This is a genomic window from Croceicoccus hydrothermalis, from assembly GCF_022378335.1.
GTDB lineage: Bacteria > Pseudomonadota > Alphaproteobacteria > Sphingomonadales > Sphingomonadaceae > Croceicoccus > Croceicoccus hydrothermalis.
This window is the reverse complement of record NZ_JAIQCI010000004.1, coordinates 63,996-83,073: the sequence shown is the minus strand read 5'-3', so window position 1 is coordinate 83,073 and position 19,078 is coordinate 63,996. Positions and strand designations below refer to the sequence as shown.

General features: G+C 65.2%; 18 protein-coding genes, 1 tRNA gene and 1 pseudogene. 4 read left to right on the top strand and 16 right to left on the bottom strand.

What is annotated here, in order from left to right; genetic code table 11:
- Positions 1-14 precede the first annotated feature (14 nt).
- From K4G67_RS04445 to K4G67_RS04435, 3 genes are all read right to left on the bottom strand, one after another.
- A tRNA-Leu gene (locus K4G67_RS04445) sits at positions 15-99 on the bottom strand.
- Positions 100-247: 148 nt separating this feature from the next.
- The gene (locus K4G67_RS04440; RefSeq protein WP_239805176.1) at positions 248-532 is read right to left on the bottom strand and encodes an integration host factor subunit beta; all 285 of its coding nucleotides are present in this window, start codon (positions 530-532) and stop codon (positions 248-250) included.
- Positions 533-695: 163 nt separating this feature from the next.
- Entirely contained in the window at positions 696-1,040 is a 345-nt protein-coding gene (locus tag K4G67_RS04435) for a GntR family transcriptional regulator (protein WP_239805175.1), read from the bottom strand.
- Positions 1,041-1,290: 250 nt separating this feature from the next.
- Here K4G67_RS04435 and K4G67_RS04430 point away from each other — a divergent pair.
- Positions 1,291-2,858 (top strand): annotated as a pseudogene (locus K4G67_RS04430) (peptide MFS transporter).
- A gap of 80 nt (positions 2,859-2,938) precedes the next feature.
- Positions 2,939-3,619 (top strand): NnrU family protein, encoded by a 681-nt coding sequence (locus K4G67_RS04425; protein WP_239805174.1) that lies wholly within the window; start codon positions 2,939-2,941, stop codon positions 3,617-3,619.
- 32 nt (positions 3,620-3,651) lie between these two features.
- Here K4G67_RS04425 and dxs read toward each other — a convergent pair whose 3' ends face one another.
- Both dxs and msrB read right to left on the bottom strand, forming a co-directional pair.
- Complete coding sequence (gene dxs, locus K4G67_RS04420) at positions 3,652-5,574, bottom strand: 1-deoxy-D-xylulose-5-phosphate synthase (RefSeq protein ID WP_239805173.1); 1,923 nt, start codon at positions 5,572-5,574, stop codon at positions 3,652-3,654.
- Positions 5,575-5,724: 150 nt separating this feature from the next.
- A complete protein-coding gene (msrB, locus tag K4G67_RS04415; protein ID WP_420829988.1) occupies positions 5,725-6,213 on the bottom strand; it encodes a peptide-methionine (R)-S-oxide reductase MsrB in 489 nt (162 codons plus the stop codon).
- 100 nt (positions 6,214-6,313) lie between these two features.
- Between msrB and queG the strand changes: the two genes are divergently transcribed.
- Positions 6,314-7,414, top strand: coding sequence for a tRNA epoxyqueuosine(34) reductase QueG (gene queG, locus K4G67_RS04410; protein ID WP_239805171.1), 1,101 nt, complete (start codon positions 6,314-6,316; stop codon positions 7,412-7,414).
- On the opposite strand, the gene K4G67_RS04405 is transcribed toward queG, so the two are convergent.
- The 7 genes from K4G67_RS04405 to K4G67_RS04375 all read right to left on the bottom strand — a co-directional run bounded on the left by K4G67_RS04405 (position 7,392) and on the right by K4G67_RS04375 (position 12,547).
- Positions 7,392-8,624, bottom strand: a complete 1,233-nt coding sequence (locus K4G67_RS04405) for an NAD(P)/FAD-dependent oxidoreductase (protein ID WP_239805170.1) — start codon at positions 8,622-8,624, stop codon at positions 7,392-7,394. The genes queG and K4G67_RS04405 overlap by 23 nt on opposite strands.
- A gap of 195 nt (positions 8,625-8,819) precedes the next feature.
- Positions 8,820-9,806, bottom strand: coding sequence for an LLM class flavin-dependent oxidoreductase (locus tag K4G67_RS04400; protein WP_239805169.1), 987 nt, complete (start codon positions 9,804-9,806; stop codon positions 8,820-8,822).
- Positions 9,803-10,696: a tetratricopeptide repeat protein gene (locus K4G67_RS04395; protein ID WP_239805168.1), complete on the bottom strand. Its 894-nt coding sequence runs from the start codon at positions 10,694-10,696 to the stop codon at positions 9,803-9,805. The genes K4G67_RS04400 and K4G67_RS04395 overlap by 4 nt, the downstream gene beginning before the upstream one ends.
- 57 nt (positions 10,697-10,753) lie before the next feature.
- Positions 10,754-11,539 carry an alpha/beta fold hydrolase gene (locus K4G67_RS04390; RefSeq protein ID WP_239805167.1) on the bottom strand — a complete coding sequence of 262 codons (786 nt, stop codon included), beginning with the start codon at positions 11,537-11,539 and terminating at the stop codon, positions 10,754-10,756.
- Positions 11,540-11,590: 51 nt separating this feature from the next.
- Complete coding sequence (locus K4G67_RS04385) at positions 11,591-11,788, bottom strand: helix-turn-helix transcriptional regulator (protein WP_239805166.1); 198 nt, start codon at positions 11,786-11,788, stop codon at positions 11,591-11,593.
- Between the two features lie 10 nt (positions 11,789-11,798).
- Complete coding sequence (locus K4G67_RS04380; RefSeq protein WP_239805165.1) at positions 11,799-12,407, bottom strand: hypothetical protein; 609 nt, start codon at positions 12,405-12,407, stop codon at positions 11,799-11,801.
- Positions 12,404-12,547, bottom strand: coding sequence for a hypothetical protein (locus K4G67_RS04375; protein WP_239805164.1), 144 nt, complete (start codon positions 12,545-12,547; stop codon positions 12,404-12,406). Before K4G67_RS04375 ends, K4G67_RS04380 begins: the two co-directional genes overlap by 4 nt.
- A 405-nt stretch (positions 12,548-12,952) precedes the next feature.
- Here K4G67_RS04375 and thrS point away from each other — a divergent pair, with 405 nt between their 5' ends.
- The gene (thrS, locus tag K4G67_RS04370; protein WP_239805163.1) at positions 12,953-14,965 is read left to right on the top strand and encodes a threonine--tRNA ligase; all 2,013 of its coding nucleotides are present in this window, start codon (positions 12,953-12,955) and stop codon (positions 14,963-14,965) included.
- Between the two features lie 32 nt (positions 14,966-14,997).
- Here the strand turns inward: thrS and K4G67_RS04365 are convergent, their stop codons facing one another.
- From K4G67_RS04365 to yidC, 4 genes are all read right to left on the bottom strand, one after another.
- Positions 14,998-15,846: a S1/P1 nuclease gene (locus K4G67_RS04365; RefSeq protein ID WP_239805162.1), complete on the bottom strand. Its 849-nt coding sequence runs from the start codon at positions 15,844-15,846 to the stop codon at positions 14,998-15,000.
- Complete coding sequence (locus K4G67_RS04360) at positions 15,843-16,508, bottom strand: glutathione S-transferase family protein (protein WP_239805161.1); 666 nt, start codon at positions 16,506-16,508, stop codon at positions 15,843-15,845. Before K4G67_RS04360 ends, K4G67_RS04365 begins: the two co-directional genes overlap by 4 nt.
- Positions 16,509-16,586: 78 nt before the next feature.
- Positions 16,587-17,255 carry a ribosome biogenesis GTP-binding protein YihA/YsxC gene (gene yihA, locus K4G67_RS04355; protein ID WP_239805160.1) on the bottom strand — a complete coding sequence of 223 codons (669 nt, stop codon included), beginning with the start codon at positions 17,253-17,255 and terminating at the stop codon, positions 16,587-16,589.
- Positions 17,252-19,027, bottom strand: coding sequence for a membrane protein insertase YidC (yidC, locus tag K4G67_RS04350; protein ID WP_239805159.1), 1,776 nt, complete (start codon positions 19,025-19,027; stop codon positions 17,252-17,254). Before yidC ends, yihA begins: the two co-directional genes overlap by 4 nt.
- Positions 19,028-19,078 lie beyond the last annotated feature (51 nt).

Sequence of the window (19,078 nt, the reverse complement as noted above, 5' to 3'; positions counted from 1 at the left end):
GTCTTGACCGTCCATGGTGCGGGCGGCGGGACTCGAACCCGCACGAGCACAGCTCAGGGGATTTTAAGTCCCCGGCGTCTACCATTCCGCCACGCCCGCATGCTGCGCCCGTCGTGTTAGCTGCCCGCCAGCCGTCCCGCAATCGGCGAATTTGGGACAGGGTATTGCGATTTTTTCGTGGGATACCGGCACGGCGGCAGCATTCATGACACGCCCGCTTCACAGCCAAACCGGGGCGTTGCTCGCATCAATCCGCGTCGTTGAGACGCTCGCGCATTTCCTTGCCCGGCTTGAAATAGGGAACCCGCTTCGCCGGTACCTCCACCGCCTCGCCCGTGCGCGGATTGCGCCCGGTGCGGCCGTCGCGCCGCCGGGTGGAAAAGGCACCGAACCCGCGCAGTTCGACCCGCCCGTCCTTGGCCAGCTGATCGCTGATGGCGTCGAAGAACACGGTGACGATCGCATCGACTTCGTCGGGACGAAGCTCCGGATTCTCGGCGCTTAGTTCTTGAACGAGTTCTGAGCGTATCATCGTATTCCTTGGGTATGATTTGGGCGCGACCCCCGAGATTCGATTTGTATCATGGCCGGCGGAGCCGCCCCCCTAGCCTATGGACCGAAAAATCCTGAATGCCCTGATGCTAGGGATTTGTACCTAGTCCAGAAAGGCCCTTACTTCGATAGATCCGGCAATATCAATCCGCAAAGGAACCGGATGCGGTCAGATCCGCAATATCTATGTCGAGCAACCGCATTCGCGCGGCGATATCCGGCCATTCCGCACTCAGAAACTGGCGGCGTTCGGCCTGTTTCAAACGTTGCCGCGCCCCTTCGAGCACGCGAATGCCGATGCCGCGCTGCACTTCGATGAGGCCATCGTCCTGAAACTGCTGATAGGCCTTGGCCACGGTGAGCGGGTTGGCACCCTGATCCGCGGCGAAAGCACGTACGGACGGTAGCATTTCCCCTTCGCAAAACGTTCCGTCGATGATTGCCGCTGCGATGATTTCGCGCAGCCGCATGTAAACCGGCTTCGCCATGCCGGCCCCCGCGGCTGGCATGGGCCCCGCGGACCGGGTACCGGCGGGGCGGCTTTCGGTCATGACGTTTCGATCGGGCATGGTGGTATAGTGCCATAACACAGCGAGTCAGTCAATCTCGCGCGTGGCGGTTTGCAGGCGCATCGGTCTTCGCCGACCCGGTTTCCGACGAAACAAATGCGCTTCACATCAACGCAATATGCTTTAGGGTCGCGCGCTTGTGAAAATATAATCGGGGGATCGATCGCTCATGGCGACCCAATACGCGCAGGACGGCGATGCAGCCGGCACGTTTCTCGGCCATCCCAAGGGCCTTTTCGTGCTGTTCTTCGCCGAGATGTGGGAGCGTTTTTCCTATTACGGAATGCGCGCCCTGCTCATTTTCTACCTGACCCAGCACTGGCTCTTTTCCGATAGTCAGTCCGGTGTCATCTACGGCGCCTATACCGCGCTCGTCTACATCACCCCGGTTCTGGGCGGCTATCTCGCCGACAAATATATCGGGCAGCGCAAGGCGACCGCCTTCGGGGCGATGCTGCTGACCTTCGGCCATTTCCTCATGGCGTTCGAAGGGACCGGCGGCCAGGACGATGCGACGATCAACATCTTCTGGCTCGCACTCAGCTTCATCATCATGGGCACCGGCTTTCTGAAGGCGAACATTTCGGTCATGGTGGGGCAGCTTTACCCCCGCACCGACGTCCGCCGCGACGGCGCCTATACGATCTTCTACGTCGGCATCAATCTCGGCGCGGCGTTCGGGTCGCTGCTGTGCGGCTATCTCGGGCAGACCTACGGCTGGGCCTATGGCTTTGGCGCGGCCGGCGTCGGCATGCTGGCCGGCCTCATCGTGTTCACCATTTTCCGTCCCCTGCTGCTCGGCCGCGGCGAACCGCCGATCGCCCTGTCGAAGGCGCGCGAATTCACGATCTATGGCGTGTCGGTCGCCGGCATCGCGGTTCTGTGGACGCTGATTCAGTATCAGGAAATGGTCGGCTGGCTGCTCATGGTGGCAGGCGTAATTCTTGTCGGATACGTGTTGATCGTGGCGGTGACGAAGCTGGAGCGGCACGACCGCGACCGGATCTTTGCCGCGATGTTCCTCATCATCGGCTCGATCCTGTTCTGGGCCCTGTTCGAGCAGGCGGGCTCCTCGCTCAACCTGTTCACCGACCGCCATGTCGATCGCGGCGGGGTTCCGGCCTCCATGTTCCAGTCGATCAATGCGATCTATATCGTCCTGCTCGGCCCGGTGTTCGCGGGGCTGTGGACGCTGCTCGGGCGCAAGGGGCTCGAACCGTCGGCCCCGGCGAAGTTCGGCCTCGCGCTGTTGCAGCTGGCGCGGGCTTTCTCGTGCTCGTCGCCGGTGCGGCGGCGGCAGGGCCGGAACTCGTCCCTGTGTTGTTCATCTTCCTCATCTACCTGCTGCACACCACGGGCGAGCTTTGCCTGTCGCCGGTCGGGCTATCGGCGATGAACCGGCTGGCCCCGGCGCATATGGCCTCGCTCATCATGGGGACCTGGTTCTTCGCATCGGCGACCGGCAATTTCGTGGCCGGCCTGATTGCCGCTGCGACCGGGTCCGAGGCGGCGAGCGGCGAAGGTGCGGCACGCGAAACGGTGATGGGCGTCTATAGCCAGATCGGCTGGATCTCCATCGGTGTTGGCGTGGTCGTGCTGGTGATTTCGCCGTTGATCAAGAAGCTGATGCATCTCGACACGCTGGCCGACAACAATGTCGGCGACGACCTTCTGGGTCAGGCGGAGGTCGGCGAGCAACAGGCCGCCGGGGTTCACCCCGAAACGCGGCCCGGCTGAACCCGGCCGATATGCGAAAAAACAGAACGCCCCCCGCCGCCCCCGCGCGCCGGGGGGCGTTTTGATGCAAAGGACCGGTGATGACCGACATATCTTTTCTGCTCTCTGCCGCAATCGTGTTCGTGGGCACGCATATCCTGCTCTCCGGCCCGCTCCGCCCGCTTGCCATCGGATGGCTGGGGGAGCGCGGCTTTGCCATTGCCTATTCGCTCATCGCATTGGTCACGCTGGGCTGGATGGCGCGCGCGTTTCGCTATGCGCCCGCCGCGTCGATGCTGTGGGACGGGTGGCATATCGCGAGCTGGCTTGCAGGGAGCGTGCTGACGCTGCTGGCGCTGGTTTTCATTCTTGGCAGCGTGGTGCGCAATCCGGCATTGCCCCACCCCGAGGCAGAGGCCGTCGCACAGGCGCGCGAGGCGACCGGCATCTTTGCCGTCACGCGCCATCCGATGATGTGGGGCATCGCCCTGTGGGCCGCGGCGCATATCGTGGTCGCGCCCAATCCGCGCACGCTTGTCCTTGCCGGCGCGCTCGGCTTCCTCGCCCTCGTCGGCTCGGCGTTTCAGGATGGGCGCAAGGCGCGCACCATGGGCAAGGACTGGACCGCCTGGCGGTCGCGCACGACCTTCTGGCCGCGGCTATCGCGGCTCGGCACGGTGCGGTGGCCGTTCTGGGCGGGGGCGGCGGTGCTCTGGCTCGGCATTACGTGGATGCACGGGCCCATCGGCGGCATTCCCGCCGGGGTCTGGCGCTGGCTGTAACGCGCAGGCTTTAACCATCGGGGGCGCGCGGCTTACGCGCTGGCTTCCGCGATCCCGGCGCTGTTGTGGCGCAGTGCTTTCAACACCGTGTCCACGATCTGCGGCGCGTTCAATCCGGCAAGGTCATATTGCTTGTCCGGCGCATCATGGTCGAGGAATGCGTCGGGCAGGCGCATCGTCCGGATCTTCAGCCCGCCATCGGTCAACCCCTCGTCGCTCGCCATGGTCAGCACGTGGGCGCCCAACCCCCCGATGCTGCCTTCCTCGATCGTGACGACAACCTCGTGGGAGGCGATGAGCTTGCGGATCAGTTCCTCGTCCAGCGGTTTTGCAAAGCGCATGTCGGCGATGGTGGTCGAAAGCCCCTTCGCCTCCAGTTCGTCCGCCGCCTTGCGCGCCTCGCCGAGCCGGGTGCCCAGCGACAGGATCGCGACCTTGGACCCCTCGCGCACGATGCGTCCCTTTCCGATCTCGAGCCGTTCCGGCTCCGCGGGCAGGTCCAGCCCCACGCCCGAACCGCGCGGATAGCGAAACGCGATCGGCCCGTCGTCATAGTGCGCGGCGGTATGGACCATATGCGTCAGTTCGACCTCGTCCGCCGCGGCCATCACCACCATGTTGGGAAGCGATGCGAGATAGGTCACGTCAAAACTGCCCGCATGGGTTGCCCCGTCGGCCCCGACGAGCCCGGCCCGGTCGATGGCGAAGCGCACCGGCAGATTCTGTATCGCAACATCGTGCACGACCTGATCGTAGGCGCGTTGCAGGAAGGTCGAATAGATCGCGCAGAACGGGCGCATCCCCTGCGCCGCAAGGCCGGCGGCGAAGGTCACCGCATGCTGTTCGGCGATGCCGACGTCAAAGCTGCGCTCGGGAAATTTCTGTGCAAACTTGTCCAGCCCGGTGCCGGACGGCATCGCGGCGGTGATGGCGCAGATGCGATTGTCGCTCTCCGCCTCGGCGATCAGCGCCTTGGCAAAAATGTTGGTATAGCTGGGCGGACCGCCGGCGGATTTCTTCTGCTCACCGGTGACGACGTCGAATTTCTGCACGCCGTGATATTTGTCGGCGGATTTTTCGGCCGGGCCGTATCCCTTGCCCTTTTGCGTGACGACATGGATCAGGCACGGACCCTCATCCGCGTCGCGCACGTTTTCGAGCACGGGGATGAGCGCGTCCATATCATGCCCGTCGATCGGCCCGACGTAATAGAAGCCCAGCTCCTCGAACAATGTGCCGCCCATCGCCATGCCGCGGGCATATTCGTCGGTCTTGCGCGCCGCGTTCTGCAGCGGGCGGGGCAGGCGGCGCGCGAACTTGCGCGCCAGCTCGCGAAAGCCGAGGAAGCGCCCGCTCGACACCAGCCTTGCCAGATAGCTCGACAATCCGCCGACCGGCGGCGCGATGGACATGTCATTGTCGTTGAGGATCACGACGAGGCGATTGCCCGCCGCCTCCGCATTGTTCATCGCCTCATAGGCCATGCCCGCACTCATCGCGCCATCGCCGATGACGGCGATCGCCTTGCCTGGCGCGCCCGAGATTTTGTTCGCGGTGGCAAAGCCCAGCGCGGCGGAGATCGACGTACTGGAATGCGCGGCGCCGAAGGGGTCGTATTCGCTTTCGCTGCGCTTGGTAAAGCCGGAAAGCCCGCCGCCCTGCCGAAGCGTGCGGATACGGTCCCGGCGCCCGGTCAGGATCTTGTGCGGATAGGCCTGATGCCCGACGTCGAAGATCAGACGGTCGCGCGGCGTGTCGAACACGTAATGGATCGCGGCGGTCAGTTCGACCACGCCGAGACCGGAGCCCAGATGCCCGCCGGTCTGCCCCACCGCGGCGATCATCTCGCTGCGCAGCTCATCGGCGAGTTGGCGCATTTGCGCAGGCTTCAGCTTGCGCAGGTCAGCAGGCGTGTCGACGGTATCGAGAAGAGGCGTGGCCGGTTCGGCAGTCATCCCCCCGTCCTATACGGCCAATTCGCGCTTGTCGAATAGGTAAGTGGATCGTCGGTTGCAAAATGCGCGCCGAACGGATTTATCGCACGCGGGATATGCCCCGCATCGTTCCGAAACTTGCCGCATGGAGATTTCCCGAACGGTCGAGCCTCATGCGGCGCGGAAATCCATCGCCGCCCCGTTCATGCAATACCGTTTTCCGGTGGGTTTGGGCCCGTCGTCGAACACATGGCCGAGATGCCCGCCGCACCGCGCGCAATGCACTTCGGTCCGGGGTATGCCGATCTTGTAATCCGTGGACGTGCCGACCCCGCCCGGCAACGGACGATAGAAGCTCGGCCAGCCCGTGCCGCTTTCGAATTTCGTCTCGCTTGAAAACAGGCGATTGTCGCACCCTGCGCAAATATAGGTGCCGGCGCGCTTTTCCGCGTTCAGCGGCGAGGAATAGGGCCGCTCCGTCCCCGCCTTGCGCAGGATGCGGAACTCCGCCGCGGACAGCTTTGCGCGCCAGCGGTCCTCGCTCATCGATACGGGGAAATCCTTCGCCTGGGCCGGGCAGCCGCCGCATGCCGAAACGAACGGCGCCGCCGCACAGGCCGAAAGCCAGGAAAGAACGCTGCGTCGTGACGTGTTTTTCATGGGGGCCATGATAGGGTACGGCCGCTGACCCGTCCATGAACCTCGCGAGTGCACGCCTGCGGGGTCGCGCCGCGCCCGGCATTGCGGCATAGGAGGGGGCATGACCGACACCGTCCAGACCCGTGAAAACGATGCGCTCGCCGAACTGCGCACGCGATTGTTGATGCAGGCGGCGGAGGAAGGGTTCGCCAGCGTCGGGATCGCCGATGCCGCCGCCAATCCCGAACGCAGCGCGCATTTCGCACGGTGGCTCGCCGATGGTCATCACGCGACGATGGCCTGGATGGAGGAACGCCGCGAGCAGCGCGCCGACCCGCATGCCCTGTGGCCCGATGCGCGCCGGGTCATCGCGCTCGGCATGAGCTATGCGCCGGCGCACGATCCGCTGGCGCTGGCCGAGGCGGGCGATACCGGGCGAATTTCGGTCTATGCGCAGGGCCGCGATTACCACGATACGGTGAAAAAGGCGCTGAAACGGCTGGCGCGGTGGCTGGTGGCGGAGGCGCCGAAACACGGGTATCCCGATCCGCAGGTGAAGGTGTTCGTCGATACCGCGCCGGTCATGGAAAAGCCGCTCTCCGCCGCCGCCGGCATCGGCTGGCAGGGCAAGCATTCCAACATGGTGAGCCGCCGCCACGGGAGCTGGCTGTTCCTTGGGGCGATCTATACCAACCTGCCCTTCGCGCCCGACACCGCCCATCCCGACAATTGCGGATCGTGCCGCCGCTGTCTCGACGCGTGCCCGACCGATGCGTTTCCAACGCCCCGCACGGTCGATGCGCGCCGCTGCATTTCCTATCTCACGATCGAGCACAAGGGCCCGATCCCGACCGAATTTCGCAAAGCGATCGGCAATCGCATCTATGGCTGCGACGATTGTCTTGCCGTGTGTCCGTGGAACCGTTTTGCCGATGCGGCGGCGGCGAACCGGGCCTTCCTGCCGCGTGCCGAACTGGCGGCGCCGTCGCTCGATGCCTTGCTCGACCTTGACGATGCGGGGTTCCGGGCGCTGTTCTCCGGCTCGCCGATCAAGCGGATCGGGCGGGGGCGGTTCGTGCGCAATTGCCTGATCGCGGCGGGAAATTCGGGCGACCCGGCCTTGCGGGCGAAGGTCGATGCCCTGCGCGCCGATGCCGACCCGGTGGTGGCCGACGCGGCGCGTTGGGCATCGGCGGAGCTCAGCTCGCCTTCATCTCCTTGAGCGCGACATCATTGTCGGCGAGCAGGTCGGGGTCGATCACCGCGCGGCGTTCGACCAGCTTGCGCCCTTGCACGTAATCCTTGACCTTGTTCACGCAATCGAGCGCGATGATCCGCCCGTCCTTGAGGTAGATCACGGAAAAGCTGCGATCGGCCGGATCCCCGCGCAGGACGGTGCGATCATGGTCCATCGACAGGCCCACGGTCTGCAGCTTGAGGTCATATTGATTCGACCAGAACCACGGCGTCGCCGCATATGGCGTTTCCTCGCCGCAGATCGCCTTGGCCGCGGTCGTGGCCATGTCATTGGCGTTCTGCACCGATTCGAGCCGGATGACCGCGCCATCGGCAAATTCATTGCCATGCGCGGCGCAGTCTCCGATGGCATAGACGTCGGGCAGGCTCGTGCGGCAGAACTCGTCCACCTCGACCCCGTTGGCACCCGCCGCGCCCGCCACGATGAGCGGGCCGATGCACGGCACGATGCCGATGCCGACGATGACCATGTCGGCCGGCACGACGGATCCGTCCGCCATTCTCACGCCGTTGAGCTTCTCTCCATCGCCCTCGATGCAATCGACCGCGGCTTCGAGGCGGAGATCGACGCCGTGCCTGCGATGCTCCTCTTCGTAAAATCGGGACAGATCCTCGCCCGCGACACGCGCCAGCACGCGGTCCAGCATTTCGAGCAGCACGACCTCGACCCCAAGCTTGCGCAGGACCGCCGCTGCCTCCAGCCCGATATAGCCGCCACCGATGATGACCGCACGGCGCGCGCCCGCGTCGATTTCCGCCATCATCCGGTCGACATCGGCGCGATTGCGGACCGAATGCACCCCGGCAAGCCCGGCACCCGCGCACGACAGCCGCCGCGCATCGCCGCCCGCCGCCCAGATCAGGTGGTCATAACCCATCTCGTTCCTGTCGGAGAGGGTCACGCGCTTTGCCTGCGGGTCGATGGCGGTCACCTCACGGCCCAGCATGAGGGTTATGTCCTTGTCGTCCCAGAAGGAGAGCGGACGGATATAGAGCCGTTCGAATTCCTTCTCCCGCGCGAGATATTCCTTCGACAGGGGCGGCCGTTCGTAGGGCGGTTCCTGTTCGCGCCCGATTAAGGTGATGGTCCCCTCAAAACCGTTCTGACGCAGCGCGAGCGCCGCCGCGGCGCCGCCATGGCCCCCGCCGACGATGATGACATTGGAATGATCCATAAGAGCCCTCTCTCCCTATTCGTGCCGATTGCTAGGGCGCGGGCGGGAAAGGGGCAAGAGCACAAGACAAGTTTTCATGCCAGCGCCCGCCCCGCGCCCGTGAGCGTGATGCGATGACTATAAGGGGATCAGGGGGCAGGGCACGACACGGTTGGTTGGTCCCGAACGCCTCGCGCCCGCCCCCTAACACACAGGTCACAGATCGCCTGCCATCCCCGCGATAATGTCGAGCGAGCGATGCCGCGCCAGCGGATCGTAGGTCGATCCCGACAGCATCAGCTCGTCGGCGCCGGTGCGCTGAATGATGGATTGCAGCGATTGGCGCACATCGTCTGGCGTGCCGATCGCGCTGACCGAACGGGTGGCCTGCAACATGGTCTGCGCCTGCGCGGGCAGGTCGTCGCGGTATCCGCGCACCGGTTTCGGCAGGCGGCCGGGGTTTCCGGTGCGCAAGGCCACGAAAGACTGATCCATCGACGACGCGTGATAGAACGCATCTTCCCGCGTATCGGCGGCATAGGCATTGACCGCGACCATCACGCGCGGCCGGTCGAGCGTTTCGGACGGCTCGAACCGTTCGCGATAGGTGGCGAGCGCCTCGTCCAGCGCGGCGGGCGCGAAATGCGCGGCAAAGGCATAGGGCAGGCCCAGTATCGCGGCGAGCTGCGCGCCGAACAGGCTGCTACCGAGCATCCACATCTCTATCCTGGCGCCGGCGCCGGGTGTTGCCTGTAGCGGCAATTGCGGATCGCCTTCGAACAGGGCGCGCAATTCGACGACATCCTGCGGGAATGCCTCCGCGCTGCGGTGCAGATCCTTGCGCAAGGCACGGGCGATGCGGCCATCGGCGCCCGGCGCGCGGCCGAGGCCGAGATCGATGCGGCCGGGATGGATCGCGTCGAGCGTGCCGAATTGTTCGGCGATGACGAACGGGTTGTGATTGGGCAACATGATGCCCCCCGCGCCGAGCCGGATGGTCGAGGTCGCCTGTCCGACATGGGCGAGGCAGACCGAAACCGCCGCGCTGGCAATGCCGGGCATGGCGTGATGTTCCGCCATCCAGAACCGGTGAAAGCCTGCGTCTTCTGCCTTTTTGGCAAGCGCCGCGCTGTGGTCGAGCGATTTCGCGACGCTGCCATCCTCGGTAATGGAAGCGAAATCGAGAACGGAAAGAAGGGTCATCGACCGATCTCCTGCATATCGGGGTCCTGCGGGGGCGGAGCCTTTGAGGCGGGGGCGGAGGGGGCGTCGCTGCGCATCGCGTCGAGCTGCTGCAGATAGAATTGCGCGCGGGAGGCCGTTTCGCTGCCGGGTGCGCTTTCGACGATGCGGCGCCATGCGCTGGCCGCGGTCAGGTCGTCGCCCGCCATCGCCGCGATCAGCCCGCCTTCGAGCATGATGTCCGGATTTCCCGGCGAAAGCGCGTCGGCCACCGCGATGGCGCGCGCCGCATCCGCCAGCCTGCCGGTGCGCCGGGCGAGCGTCGCGCCGAGGAGGAAAGCCGTCGCATCCTGCGGGTCGCCTTCCTGCGCGAAGATCAGCGCCTGCGCCGCATCGTCGTCGCGCGACAGGGCGACGAGCGCGCGGGCGCGATCGACATGAAGCCCGGCGGCAACGCGCCCCGGCACCGCCATCCCGTCAAGCGCTGAGAGCCCTGCGTTAAAGTGGGTGAGCGCGCCGGCCGCATCGCCATTGGCCAGCGCGGCATTGCCCGCCTGCGCATGAAGCGCGGACAGGCGGCGCGGATCGGGGGCGGGACGTGCGGCGAGATCGGCGGCGGCCTCGGCAAAGGCGGCCTCGGCCTCCGCCCACATCGACCGGTTGGCATAGGCGGTGCCGAGGCATTGCAGCGGCAGCGCGCGCGAGCCTGCCGTGATCTCGGCCCGCCATTGTTCCGCCTGCACGATCGCGGCGGCCGAATCGCTGCGCGCCTGCGCAAGGCAGCCCGACAGCCGCGCATCGATCAGCGGCATGGCCAGAGGCGGATCGGCGGGCGCATTGGTGGCGGGCGGTTCGGCGGGCGCGCCCTGCATCAATAGCAGCAGCGACGAAAGCAGGGGGAGGGTAATCATGCCCCCTATCTAGGGAGCCTGCGCTGAACCCCAAGTGTCGGCGTCCTCCCGCCGCGATCACCCGGCAAGTTCGTCGAGCGTGGCCAGCAGCAGCGCAATATCCGATTCGCGCGAAAGACGGTGATCGCCGCCCTTGATCAGTGTGACCCGGACATCGCCCGCCTCCAGCCGTTCCGCCAGGCGGAGCGAGACGGCGACCGGCACCTCGGGATCGTCCTGCCCGTGGAGCAGGCGGGTGGGGCAGGACAGCGCAATGGTGTCGCCAAGCATCCGCTGCGCCTGCCCATCGCGCCAGAACCGCGCATGGGTCGGCGTGGGATCGTAGCCGTAATTGTTATCCTCGAACACCGTTTCGCCTGCGGCCAGCGCGGTCTTTTGCGCGTCATCGTAACCCCAGTCGGTGAAATCGGGCGCGGCGGCGATGCCCACCATGCCCGCGACGGCCGCATCGCCGCCCCGGCTCACCAACGCGCGCGCGACCATCAGCATGAGCCATCCTCCCATCGACGACCCGACGAGCAGCACCGGACCCGATCGCGCGCCCTCGGCCACATGGTCGAGCAGGGCGATCGTCTCCGCACACCATCGCGACAGCGTGCCATCGGCGAAATCGCCGCCGCTCTGCCCGCACCCTGCGTAATCGAGCAGCAGGCAGGCGCGCCCCTTCGCCATGGCATCGGCCATGACCCGCGTCGCCTTGCCGCCTTGCATGTCGGACATGTAACCGGGCAGGAACACGATCGTCGGCCCGTCGCCGGAGTGGTGGCGATAGGCGATGTCATCCGCATTCGGCACGGTGAAATGCCGCACGGGGGGCAGGGCGGTTTCGGCAGTCTGGATCATGGCTGTGCGGGATAGGGCGAGGCCGCGCGGCTGGCAATGCGCGGCACGAGGTCAATCCGCATCGCGCAGGAAAATCTCCTCTATTCGCATGGCGAACAGTTCGGCGATGCGGAAGGCCAGCGGCAGGGACGGATCGTAGCGCCCCTTCTCGATCGCGTTCACGCTTTGCCGGCTGACCTCGAGCCTGTCGGCGAGATCCTGCTGGCTCCAATCGCGTTCGGCGCGCAGCACCTTGAGCCGGTTCTTCATGCCCGCGGCCTCATGCCTTGTCGTCGGCGCGATTGCGCAGGGTCATCCAGCATTGCGCCGCGCTCATGCCGACGGCAAAGACCGGGACCGACATCCATCCCGGCACGTGCGGCACGACCGAAAACGTTTCGAGAAACCCCCAGAACGAGCCCAGCGCCAATACCGCGCCCAACCCGACGAGCGAGGCCTGGACCGCGCGGTGGCGCAGATATTCGTCCTGTTCCTCCACGATGTATCGCCCCATGATAAAAATGATGGCGAGCGTTGGGATCACCGGCAAAAGCGCGACGAAGAACAATGCAAGAGGCGACAGTTCCAACCGATTATGTATCCACACCGCGACGCCCAGCCCCGTAATATAGGCCAGCGAGGTGGCAACCAGGCGCGTGTTATAGCGCCGCACGGCGGGGCTCATGCAAATATTGGTGCGGTTGCGCGCCCGCGCCATGGGGATCAGCAGCGTGAAGCAGCATGCCAGAAGGATGAAGCCGACAGGCTCGTGTATCGCATCGCTCAACCGCAGACCCGCGACCGCCGCGATCGAGGCAAAATACAATCCGATCCAGAGGCCCGGCCGGGCACGCCTGTCGATCTGCGCCTCGTCATGCGTCGCGGTCATCGCCTAAATTCCCGCAGCTTGCATTTGTGGCGCCGAACGAAGAGGGCAGGGCTCGCCATCGCCGCATAGACCACCCAGTCGGGCGTCCCTTCCGACAGAAAGCCCTTCACGCTTAACAGGGCGAGCAGGATGATGGCCATTCCCCATAACACGGCAGAAATCGGCGGCATGTGTCAATCTCCATTGCTATTGTGTAAAGCGACATTGACTATTCGTGCGTGGCTGTCAAGCAAGATTGACAATACGACAGGATGCCTTGTCCCGTTATCGCCGGATGACAGCGGCGATCCGGGGTGCTAAACCCTTGCCTCATGCGGATGTTTGCATCTTTCACGACTACCACCCGGATCCGTCCGGGCACGGTGCGCCCGGCCTGAAAGCCGGCGCGATACCGCCGCCCGGCGTTGCGGGTGGACGGCATCCCCATCCGTTTTACGTCCGATTCGAACCCACCCTTGCGATGCCGGACCTTTCGGTTGCCGCGCGCCTGTGTCATGGCGCGGTTCGATGGCGGCCCGGACGGGCCCGAATGAGAGACCTGTGTGATGAGTGAGCTTTTGAAGATCAGCCTGCCCGACGGTTCGGTGCGCGAAGTCGAGCCCGGCACGACCCCCGCCGACATTGCCGCCGCCATCGGTCCCGGCCTTGCCAAGGCGGCGATCGCCGCGCGTGTCGATGGCGAATTGCGCGACATCATGCGGCCCTTCGACGGCGATGCGCAACTCGCGCTCGTCACCGCGAAGGACGAGGCCGATGCGCTCGACCTCGCCCGCCACGATTACGCGCATGTCCTGGCAGAGGCGGTGCAGGCGCTCTGGCCCGATACGCAGATCACGTTCGGCCCGTCGACCGACGACGGGTTCTATTACGATTTCGCGCCAGGCGAACGCGGTCCGTTCACCGATGAGGACCTGCCCGTCATCGAGAACAAGATGCGCGAACTCATCAAGGCGGACAAGCCGCTCCGCCGCGAGGAATGGGACCGTGACCGGCTCATCCAATGGTTCCGCGACCATGGCGAGACGTTCAAGGCCGAATGGGCCGGCGAACTGCCCGAGGGCGAGGCGCTGACCGTCTATCATTCGGGTGAGGACTGGCTCGACCTGTGCCGCGGGCCGCATCTGGCCAGCACGGGAAAGCTCGATCCGGCCGCGTTCAAGCTGACCCGCGTGTCGGGCGCATATTGGCGCGGGGATCAGTCGAACGCCATGCTCAGCCGCATTTACGGCACCGGCTGGCTGAATAAAAAGCAGTTGAACGCCCATCTCGTCCGGTTGGAGGAGGCGGCCAAGCGCGACCATCGCAAGCTCGGCAATGAAATGGACCTGTTCCATCTTCAGGCCGAGGCGCAGGGCAGCGTGTTCTGGCACCCCAAGGGCTACCGCATCTGGCGCGAGCTGGAATCGTATATGCGCCGCAAGATGGACGGCGCAGGCTATGCCGAGATCAAGACGCCGCAGCTCATGGACGTGCGCCAGTGGGAGCAATCGGGCCACTGGGGCAAATATGCGGAGAACATGTTCGCCGTGCCCGACATGGTGCCCGAGGTCGACGGCCTTGGCGATGGACCGGCCAATCCGAAGGTCGCGCCCGATGCCGACTGGATGGCGATCAAGCCGATGAATTGCCCGGCGCACGTGCTGGTGTTCAAGCAGGGCATCACCTCCTATCGCGACCTGCCGATCCGGCTGGGCGAGATGGGATGCTGCCACCGCAACGAACCGCATGGCGCGCTCCACGGGTTGATGCGGGTTAGGCAGTTCACGCAGGACGACGCGCATATCTTCTGTACCGAGGCGCAGGTCGTCGACGAGGTTCGCGCCTTCTGCAAGCTGGCGGACGAAGTCTATCGCGATTTCGGATTCAGCTATCACGTGAAACTCGCGCTGCGTCCGGAAAAGCGGTTCGGCAGCGATGCCGATTGGGACAAGGCGGAGCAGGAATTGCGCGACGCCGTCGCCGAGGCGGGCATGGCGAACGACGATTATGGCTGGGAAGAATTGCCGGGTGAGGGGGCGTTCTATGCGCCGAAACTCGAATGGCATCTGACCGACGCGATCGGACGCACCTGGCAGGTCGGCACGATACAGGGGGACCGCGTGCTGCCCGAACGGCTCGACGCGAGCTATGTCGGGGAGGATGGCGCGCGCCACCGCCCGGTCATGCTGCACCGCGCGATCTTCGGAAGCTACGAACGTTTCATCGGCATATTGATCGAGCATTTCGCCGGACGCCTGCCGGTCTGGCTCGCTCCGGTGCAGGCGGTGGTGGCGACCATCGTGTCCGACGCCGACGATTATGCGAAGGACGCCGCGGCGAAATTGCAGGCTGCGGGCATCCGGGTCGAATCGGACCTGCGCAATGAAAAGATCAATTACAAGGTGCGCGAACACAGCCACGCGAAGGTTCCGCACATCCTCGTCGTCGGCAAGCGGGAGGCCCAGGAAGGCACCGTCGCCGTCCGCACGCTGGGTGAGCAGGCGCAGCAGATGATGACGCTCGACGAGGCCATCGCCATGCTGAAGGGGAAGGCAACGCCCCCCGATCTTGCCCGATAGGGCCGATCCCGCCCGATCGGGCGGCTCGGACCTTAATTCGAGAGTGCCGTGTTCAGCAATCGGGCGAGACGCAGGCCAGCCTGCCGGATGCGGTCCTGCACGACCGGCACGCTGGCCTCGATGTCGGCCTCGGTCCACACGGTCGCGGGGATCGGGCCGTCTTGCGCACACGGCGCTCCGTCGGCGGCGCGCGGGTAGATCAGACCCCGCCCGATTTCCCAGCTTTCCCGGCCCCAGTCGCCCGGATCGCCCGTGGCGATGGCGCGCCGTTCCGCCTCGCTGTACCGGCGCACGAGATCGCGGCCACCTGCGCTAATCGCACGCTCGGCGAGCGGGCCGTCCCAAACGGCATGCAGGTTGAAGCCCGGCACGATGCCATAGCTTGCCTCGACATCGTTGCCGCCGCGATCCTCGTGATCGCCCGAGTGCAGCGGTTGATGCACGTCGCCTGTCATGTGCACGACATAGGACAGTGCGCGCAGCCGTTCGTTCGCGGGCAGGGCCTGGTCGGCGAGCCGGGCCGCCTGCGTCTCGATCGCGGCATTGACGCAATCGCCATCCTCGCAATTGTCGTCGGGGGCGTAGGGGAGGCACACGTCATGCGTCTGATAATGCCAGGGTGCGGTGTTCCGGAACCCGTCGACCCGGCGAATGCAATCGGGCCATGTCGCGGCATCGTCCATGTTGGCAAGATCGCAACCGGCGCCGACATCGCCGTCGGCGGCGCGGAAGATCGCGTCGATCCTTGCGCGTGTGGCAGGCGCGACATTCTCCATCGCGATGTCGGCAACGGTGCGATGGCCGAACCCGCTCCATGCGAAGGACGGGCTCGCGACCATCGCCGCCACCGCCGCGGCCATCACGAAAAAGGCGCGCATCATGCCTCCTCCATTTCGAAGCTTTCGATCACCCAATCCTCGTCTTCGGCGGCGTTGATCCATTGCTGCATCCAGTCATGCTCCCACACCGCCTGCATATAGGCCTGCGCGAAACCGGGCACGCCCACGCCATAGGTCATGAAGCGCGACACCACCGGGGCGTAGAATATGTCCGCCGCGCAGAACGCCCCGAACAGGAACGGCCCGCCGCCACCGAATCGCGAGCGCGCCTCCGCCCAGAGCGACAGGATGCGCACGATATTCCCGGTCGCGTCGTCGGATATGCGGTGCCCTTCGATCCGGCGGCGCACGTTCATCGGCATTTCGCGGCGCAGGGGGAGATAGGCGCTGTGCATTTCGGCGACCATGGCGCGGGCCATGCCGCGCGCGACATCGTCCTTGGGCCAGAACCGGTCGCGCCCCACCTTGTCGCCCAGATATTCGAGGATCGCGAGGCTGTCCCAGATCACAGCATCGCCGTCCCACAGAATTGGCACCTTGCCGGAGGAGGGCTGCACATCGCCCCATTCCTTCTTCTGCGCTTCCCAATCCTCGCCCGAAATATTGACGGTCAGCTCCTCGAAGGACAGTCCCGATTGCTTCGCCGCGAGCCAGCCGCGCAGGCTCCAGCTCGAATAGTTCTTGTTGCCGATGACAAGTTTCATGCATGTGCCCCGCTGTTTGCAGGGGCGGGCGTAACGGCTGTCGGCGGGCAAGTCGAGTGCCGCCGCACGCTCTGCGGTTCAGCCTTCGGCGCTGTCGAGGACGAAACCGCGCAGGGCGGCGATGCCCATGCCCTTTTCCGCGCTGGTGATCGAAATTTCGGGATGGGCGGCGGGACGCTTGCGGATTTCGGCACGGGTGCGGTCGGCGACGGCGGCAAGCTCGCTCGCCTTGATCTTGTCCGCCTTGGTCAGGCAAATGCGATAGGACACCGCCGCCGCGTCGAGCATTTCCATGATGTCGGCGTCCACCGGCTTGATCCCGTGACGCGCGTCGATGAGCAGCAATGTGCGTTTGAGCACGACGCGCCCGCGCAGGAAATCGTTCACCAGGAACCGCCATTTCTTGACGACGGCTGGCGGCGCCTTCGCGAACCCGTATCCCGGCATGTCGACGAGCCGCAGCACGGCGGGATCGCCCACGTCGAAATAGTTCAATTCCTGCGTCCGGCCCGGCGTGACCGAGGTGCGCGCGATCGCCTTTCGCCCCGTAAGCGCGTTCAGGAGCGAGGATTTGCCCACGTTCGAGCGTCCGGCAAAGGCGATTTCCGGCACCGTCGGTTCGGGCAGGAAATGCAGCGCGGGCGCCGATTTCACGAATTCGACCGGCCCTGCGAAAAGCCGCCGCGCGCGCTCTTCCATCTCGGCAAGGCGCAGCCCCTCCGCATCGGGTCCGGTGGCGTTGCTCATGTCTTCGGCTTTCGCTTGCCCTTGCCCGCGCCGTTTTCAACCACCTGCGCGGCGGGCGATTTCGCTTCCTCGGCCTGCGCCTGAAGCTGCGGATGGCGTGAATAGAGCCATTTCTGCTGCGCGATGGTAAGCGTGTTGGACGTGATCCAGTAGATCAGCAACCCGGCCGCGAACGGCGCCATCACGAACATCAGGATCCACGGCATGAACATGAAAATCTGCTGCTGCTGCGGGTCCATCTGCGCCGGGTTCAAACGGAACTGCAGCCACATGGAGAAGCCGAGCAGGAGCGCGAGCACGCCGATGGCGAGGAAGCCCGGCGGCTGAAAATCGAGCAGGCCGAACAGGTTGAGGATCGTCGCCGGGTCGGGCGCGGAAAGATCGCGAATCCACAGCGCGAACGGCTGATGCCGCATCTCGATCGCCAGCATCAGCACCTTGTACAGGGCGAAGAACACCGGAATCTGAAGGAACATCGGCAGACAGCCGGCGAGCGGATTGACTTTCTCCCGCTTGTACAGCTCCATCATCTCCTGCTGAAGCTTGGGCTTGTCTTCTTTATAGCGTTCCTGCAGCGCCTTCATCTTGGGCTGCAACGCCTTCATCGCGGCCATCGACTTGAACTGCTTCTGCGCGACGGGGAACATCACCAGCCGCACGAGCAGCGTCAGCAGGATGATCGCCACGCCGAAATTCCCGACCAGCGCGAACAATTGCTTCAGCAGCCAGAAAATCGGTTTCTCGAACCAGCGGAACCAGCCCCAATCGATCGCGAGGCCGAAATTGGCGATGCCCTGCGCCTCGTAGGCGTCGAGCACATTGCTTTCCTTCGCGCCCGCGAAAAGCCGCGTGGTGGTGGAGTACTGCCGCCCGCCGGATACGGTGACGGGGTCGTAGATCACGTCGGCGCGATAGCTCTCGCCGCCCAGCGCGCGAAACGCCGCCTCCGCCTGCGCGCCATCGTCGGGCACGAGCGAGGACAGCCAGTAAATGTCGGTAAACCCGATCCAGTCGGCCCGGCCCGCAGGCTCGATCAACCGGTCCTCGTCAATATCGTCGTAATCATTGTCGAACGCGACCGACCCGTCGAATGCGCCGATGGGGCCGGAATGCACGGTCCAGGTGTCGGTGCTCGCCGTGGTGGAGGTGCGGTTGATGAAGCCGTAGGGCTGCACCGCGACCGACCCGCCGCCGGTGTTGGCGACCGTCTGCGTCGCGGTGATCATGTAATGATCGTCGATCGCAAAACGGATCTGGAAAACCTGCCCCTGCCCATTGTTCCAGCGCAGCGTGACGGGATTTTCGGCGGTCAGCACCTCGCCATCGGCCTGCCACACCGTATCGGGGCCGGGGGTCGCCACCCCTTCGCCCAGAAAGCCGAACTGCGCATAATATTGCGCGGGCGTTCCGGCGGGGGAGAACAGGCGGACGGGGCCGCTGTCCTTGTCGATCGTCTGCCGATGGGTTTTCAGCGTGACGTCGTCGATCTTTGCCCCGACCGGATTGATCGAACCGGCGATCTCCGGCCCGTCGATGCGAATGCGGTCCGCCTGCGTCAGCTCGGTGGCGAGATCGCGCTGCTCCTCCGCAATGGCGACTGGATTGGTCAGCCCGCCTTCGCGCGTGCGTTTCACCGGCGCGTCGCCGGGTTCGGCGTTCTCGATCACCTCGCCGCGCGGCTGCGGATAGAAATAGCCTGTCGCGGCATCCCAGCCGAACAGCAGCACGGCGACTAGCACCACGGCCAGGAGGAGGTTGCGCTGCTCGTTCACGTCAATTCCCTAATTCGCAATTGCAAAGGCGGTCGGGCCGGGCCGTCCGCG